The sequence below is a fragment of the Nocardia sp. NPDC004260 genome (genome assembly GCF_053603155.1).
This window is the reverse complement of record NZ_JBSGEZ010000157.1, coordinates 1-5,941: the sequence shown is the minus strand read 5'-3', so window position 1 is coordinate 5,941 and position 5,941 is coordinate 1. Positions and strand designations below refer to the sequence as shown.

Genomic DNA, 5,941 nt, shown 5'->3' with positions numbered 1-5,941 from the left:
CAGTGATCCTCACCATCACCCTGATCACGATGATGCTCATCATCCTGGTCGGGGTAGCCGAGATCGACGAGGCCAGCAACCCTCGCCCGCATCGCAGTCGGCGATCAGGTCATCCCGCCGGTACCCGTAGATAAGAGGTAGTAGGACCGGACTCGCGCGAAAAACAACAAAGTTGTCTTGACCAGCGGCGATGGCTGGGTTCGGGGTGCCGGGTAGGTGGGTGCCGTGGCTGCTATGCCTGGGGTGCGGTGCTGCTGGTGATGCGGCGGGGCTCATGTACCAGGTGACACGGTTCTTAAGAACTCGACTCCCGTGGGTTCACGCTGACTGACGGACTTTCAGCGGGAACTCACGGTATTTCCGCGGGAGGCACGGGGAATCGCGGCGAGTTCGGGGGAAGTCTAGCGGTTGCTGGTGGGCTCAGTCGGCTGGTGGATGTTCGAGTTCGTCGCTGAGCAGGTGCTCGGCGACGGCCGCGTAACGGGCGGCGGTGTTGTGGGCGATGCCGAAAACCAATGTGAGGTGCAGTGGGTCGGGGCCGGCGGTGAGGGCCTCGTGGAGGATGCGGTCGCAACGGATCTGGTCGACGGTGCAGCCGCTGGGCTGCATGCGCAGGCTCACGGACCTCTGGCTGATCGGTGCGGTGCTGTGGATGGTCTTCGGGCCGACCAGCAGGTGCGGGCTCACGGTGGTCGGCCAGGTGGTGCGGCGGTGGTCGAGCCAGCGGCGGATGGCGCGGTGACCGAGGTCGCCGAGACGTTGACGGCGTCCGGCGAGGGTGATGCGCCGGTTGGCCAGATCGACGTCGGTGAGTTTCAGGCTCCGGATAGCGCCTGTGCGGGCGGCGTTCTCGGCGGCCAGCGCGACGATGACTCGCCAGGCGGGGTCGGTGGCGAGTTGCTCGACGGCGTGGATCTGCTCGTCGGTCATCGGCAACAGGGCGAAGTCGGCGGGGCGGGTCTTGAGCCCGGTGGTCGGGTTGGCGAAGATCAGGCCGCGTTTCTTGGCGAACCGGAACAGTGATCGCAGAGCGCAGGTCGCGTTGAAGCGTTGCGAGCCGGTCAACGGCTTGAGCGCGGCGGTGATGTCGGCGCGGGTGACTTCCCGCAGGTGGTCGTAGCGAGTGGCCCATTGTTCGAGAAATGTTACCGGTCCGGGCGCGCGGAACGACCGGCAGGGCCTCGCCGACCGCGGCCGCTGTGTCCTCGGTCGCCGGTTCCGTCGCGCTGACGGTCTCCGGCTCGGGAATCAGCAGCTCTTCGACCCCGCAGCTCAGGACCGCGCAGATGACGTCCAGGTCGCGGAGTTTGACCACGTTCGGGTCACCCGACCACAGCCCGGACATCTTGCCGGCGCTGATGACGAGGCCGCGGGCGGCGAGCATGCGTTGCAGCTCGCTGGCCTTCCAGATGCCGCGGTTGGCCGCGGCGAGACGCAGGTTCCATTTCATTGGGCCAGTCCTTTCCATCGGTCGGCGACTCGGCGTTGCCTGGTCACCCAGGCGTCTTCGACGTGAGTGGCGTGAACGTGGATATATCGGGCAGTTGTGGCTGTCCAGGAATGACCGCATAATTCCTGGATCGCGAATAGGTTCATCCCGGCCAGATAGAGCTGGCTGGCGCAAAAATGCCGCAGGACATGCGGAGTCAGCTTGCCCGACCAGGTAGGCAGGTGCCGGTCGGCGGCCTCGGCGAGGGACCGACGGAATACGTCGGCGGTCGCGCGCATGGCGGTGCCATCGGTGTTCTTGCGCTCGGACGTGAACAGCGGCATCCCGCGCCGGGACGGGTGGAGGTCGAACAGGCCGAGCACGTCCTCGATGAACCAGCGCAAGCTGCGGTCGGCGCCGTTGATCAACGGCACCAGCCGCGGTTTCGGGCCCTTGCGGCGAGATCCCTTGCCGTGACGGACATTCAGCTTCCCGAACCGGCCCAGCTCCCACCGCACGTCATCCAGATCCAGCATCCGGGCCTCGTTGATCCGCAGACCGACATCGGCCGCCAGCCGGGCGACCGCGTAGTTGCGGGCGGTCGGCGCGAACTTACGGCAGGTAGCCATCTCCTCGCGCCAACCGGCGAACAGCTGCTCGATCTCCTCGGCAGTCGGCGGGATCCGCAGTTGCGGATCAACCGAGGCCCGGAGCCGGTTGATCTCGTCCAGGGGGCATTCGACGACGCGGCCGGTGAGGTTGTGCACTCGATCTTGTGCCGCAGCTCGAGGAAGTGGAAGTAGACCGTCAGCGCGGCCGCGCGGCCAGTCCGCGTCGATGGCTTCGCCTCCCGCAGCACCTTGCCGAAGTATGTGTCGGCGTCGACGGGCTGCATCTCCCACAACGGCCGACCGAACCACTCCCGGATCAACTCCAGGTGATTGACGTCGTTGCGGATCGTGGAGTCGACCAGCCCGGCCGACGCCCGCGCCAGCACGAACCCCGATAGCACGTCGGTCTCGAAGTCGGCGAGCTCGTCATCGGTCGCCGGGACCCGCAGTTCCTGCAGATCGCGCACTGCCGCCAGGGCCAACCCACGCCTCCTTGCCTTCAGCCGCAGTGAGGAACCGTCGGCCCGACCACAATTCATTCGGCCGAGGCGACAACACTTCAGTGAGACATTCGGCGCAGAGGAGGCCTGGGATGGCCCAGGTCCAGGCCGGAGTGGGTGGGGTGAGAGAAGCTGGAGCAGTCAGGAACTCATCGACTGTTGGTTAGGTGAGGGATGTCCATTGGTCGAGTGTGGTGGGGATGGGGGTTCCGGGCTGGTAGCCGGGGGGCAGTTCGGTGGGGAAGCGGGCGAGGTCTTCTCGTCCTGACAGCCATGCATAGGTGCCGGGTTTGATCTCCATAGCACCGAAATGGCCTACCTGTCCAACGGTATACAGTTGTCCGGAGGGCAGTTGCGCGGCGATGCTTTCCGCGTGCGCGGGAGGGGTGAATCCGTCTTCGCTTCCGGTCCAGACCATGGTCGGGCATTGGATGTCACCGTATTCGTAACCCCAGGGTAGCTGTTTCCTGTTACTGTCGCCGACCCAGCCTGTCGAGCCGTTTTTCATTCCCTCGGTGTACATGGCGCACAGATCCTGTGAATGTTTGCGAACGATGGCCTGATCTCCGGGGCCGAGCTGGTCGAATGGTATTCCGATGACTGTCATCGGATCGGTGGGATTGGCCCTGAGGGCCGCTAATCGTTCGGCGCTCACCTGCTCGATCGGCCTGTCCAAGCCCCGCTGCTGGGTTTTGCCCTCGTGAAGCCTATGTTTCATCAGGGCAGGGGATGCGGTGGGGACCAGCAGCGCGGCTTTGGTGACCCGGTCTGGCAGTAGCGCCGCCGCCGCGGCGGCATAGGGGGTTCCGCCGGAACGACCGACGACGGCGAATCTGTCGATGCCGAGGTGGTCGGCGATCGCGGCGACATGCCTGGCGCCGTCGGCGATCGTCATGCCCTCCCGCGGCGGAGCCGACCCACCGTAGCCGGGGCGGTCATAGGTGACCAGTCGTATCCCCAGCTGATCGAGCAGCTCGGGTGGGGCTGTATCCACTCGGGAGCCCGGCGTGCCATGAAACTGAATTATCGGCGTGCCGTTCTCCGGGCCTTCGACACGACACTGCAACCGCTGGCCATCGGGGCTGGTAACAACGAAATCCCTGGACTGCCATCTCGTCCGGCGTCCGGGATCCGCATCGATCTCACTGGAGCCGCTCGGGTAGTGTGGCGGATCCAAGCTCTGAACAACCTCGGCAAGTGCTGAGTCGCTCCCTCGCACTTCGAGTCTGGATCCAGTGGGGTCGCCCATGGCGTGTCTAGGCTGTGGCGCGGACGTCTCGTCGGAAGCGGTCAGTTCCGGCACCTCATGCCGAAGGGCTGTTTCTCGGTCCGCCATCCATTCTTCGTATGTGACATTGACGATGACGACGGGGTTTTCGGGTGTAGGCTCAAGGGGTCTCGGATCATTTTCCCTATTTTTCGTGAGCAGGTCCGCTCTCATCGTTCCTCTGAGCAGCCCGTCATATACATCACCCTTGATCTGGGGCGCAACAAAATGACCCGCACCCTCGTCGGTCATATTGAACACCGTACACTTCTTCCCCGCCTCCTTAAGTTCTCCGGCGATTTCCATAGTATGCGCCGGTGGTACGAGTCCGTCTCCCGTTGCAGTAAATATGAAAATCGGGCAGTTTGAGGCTATTTCTTCAGTTCTGATCTCCCACTCGCGATAATCCTCTCTAGTTATATCATCAAACCAACCGTCGGAGCCTTTCCTCAAGCCCTCATGATACATTGCGCAGAGCAGGGGGCTGTTGTTGTCCAAGAACAACCGATCTATTTCACCGAAGTTCTCCCTTTCGGTGCCGATGATTTTCATCGGATCGCTGGGGCTTCCGAGAAAATTTGCAACTTTGCGTCTGATTGATTCGAACTCGTTATTCGGATCGTCTTGCTGAAACATTCCCTTGGTGAAGTCTTCTCCCATCCGTTGGGGGGGTGCGACAGGCACGAGGAGCGCGAGTCCGCCACACCGGGGGCCCAGTTCGGCCGCCGCAGCCGTCGCGTAAGGTGTTCCGCCGGATCGGCCTACGAGGAGGATCTTCGCATCAGTGAGCTTCTTGTTTCCATACGCGGAGGCGAGGTGATCTGCGATGTATCTGACATGCTTGCCGCTCTCGGCGATACTTATGTCTTTCTGCCGGGTTGATAAGCCATAGCCCGGACGGTCATACGTGACGAGACAGACATTCTCTTCTTTGAGTTGGTGGAGCACGTGGTCTGGGGCGGTGTCGACGCGACTGCCCAGCGATCCATGGAATTGAAAGATCAGCTTATCGGCTTCTCTTGGATGCGCGCCTGCGAAACGACACTGCAAATAGTGGCCGTTAGGCAGTTCTACGCGAAAATCGTCGATATATGATATGCCGTCGATATATGATGGGCCGTCGAAATCGGAGCCTGAGCCATCGTTCCTGTGTCCTTGGATGCCGTCGTCGTTCCCCTGCCTAGTCATATCCGCCCGAAATTCGGCCGATATTACGGCGACCTCGATCGATCCGTACCAGGCCTCGCCAGTGATCCGGCCGTAAGAGCGAATCTCGCGGAGCCGGTCGAGGTAGCCGTCGATCTCGTGGCGACCGAGCCCGGAATGCAGGAGGCTGGATCGTGTCATCGCGAGATCGATGGCTCGTAGCCTGGTGAGGATCTCATCAGGCAGCGGCGAGCCAAGTTGCAGCATCACGAAGTCGGAGCAGATCATCCGATGTGCGATGGTGAGCGATCGGCGGTAACCGCTGAGCCAATGCGGGTCATGGGGCCGTGGTCCGTGGTAATCATCCACGCCGAAAGCGCCGCGCGCCGGGAAGGCGCCAGGGTTGCTCGTGACAACTGGCCTTCCCTCCAGGCTAGTGCCGTAGCTGTCCGGGCTCCGGTTGCCGACACCGATGAGGTAGTCGTAAACAGCCATGAGCTGTTGGTCCTTGAGTCGATACCAGTGAGCGGGCTTCGCGGGTGACAGATCGGCCGGGATCTCGGTGATAACCCCGTCGCCGATCGATCCGCCGACGCTCCGGGCGACCGCGGCTGCCACCAGACTCCTGTCCAGGTCGAGTGCGACCAGGTGACCGGCGATGTTTTCGGCGCCGGATCGGCGGAACGAGGGATACGCCAGCTCGAATTTCGCCAGCTGCTCTGGATCCAGGTCTGCCAATGCCGGCGGGACCGATCTTGGTCCGGGCGGTGCGGGCGACAGATCCACGACAAGGACGCCACGCGAACCATCGGCGAACTCGACCATGAACTGTTGGGCGTCAGAAGCAGCCGCATGCTTGTCGAGCATCGTCATCGCGCGGATGGGACGCGATGCTAGGTCCCGGAGCGTTGGCGGCCATGTCGGCGGGAAAGGGTTGCGCCGAGTGCGGACCAGAAATGGACGTAGGTCCGACACATATGCCACCAGT

2 protein-coding genes and 2 pseudogenes are annotated in these 5,941 nt (G+C 63.0%); all 4 read right to left on the bottom strand.

Annotated elements, in window-relative coordinates; genetic code table 11:
* Nucleotides 1–420: 420 nt before the first annotated feature.
* The 4 genes and pseudogenes from ACWEO7_RS37705 to ACWEO7_RS37690 all read right to left on the bottom strand — a co-directional run bounded on the left by ACWEO7_RS37705 (nt 421) and on the right by ACWEO7_RS37690 (nt 5,826).
* The gene (locus tag ACWEO7_RS37705) at nt 421–1,065 is read right to left on the bottom strand and encodes an integrase (RefSeq protein WP_452430428.1); all 645 of its coding nucleotides are present in this window, start codon (nt 1,063–1,065) and stop codon (nt 421–423) included.
* 82 nt (nt 1,066–1,147) lie between these two features.
* Nucleotides 1,148–1,450, bottom strand: a pseudogene (locus ACWEO7_RS37700) (helix-turn-helix domain-containing protein); the annotation flags it as partial.
* A pseudogene (locus ACWEO7_RS37695) lies at nt 1,447–2,522 on the bottom strand (tyrosine-type recombinase/integrase). The pseudogenes ACWEO7_RS37695 and ACWEO7_RS37700, both read right to left, overlap by 4 nt.
* Nucleotides 2,523–2,703: 181 nt before the next feature.
* Nucleotides 2,704–5,826 (bottom strand): alpha/beta fold hydrolase, encoded by a 3,123-nt coding sequence (locus ACWEO7_RS37690; RefSeq protein WP_452430426.1) that lies wholly within the window; start codon nt 5,824–5,826, stop codon nt 2,704–2,706.
* Nucleotides 5,827–5,941 lie beyond the last annotated feature (115 nt).

Coding starts and splice junctions, on each gene's coding strand:
- ACWEO7_RS37690 (WP_452430426.1), bottom strand. CDS start 5,826: ATGACGATGCTCGACAAGCATGCGGCTGCTTCTGACGCCCAACAGTTC.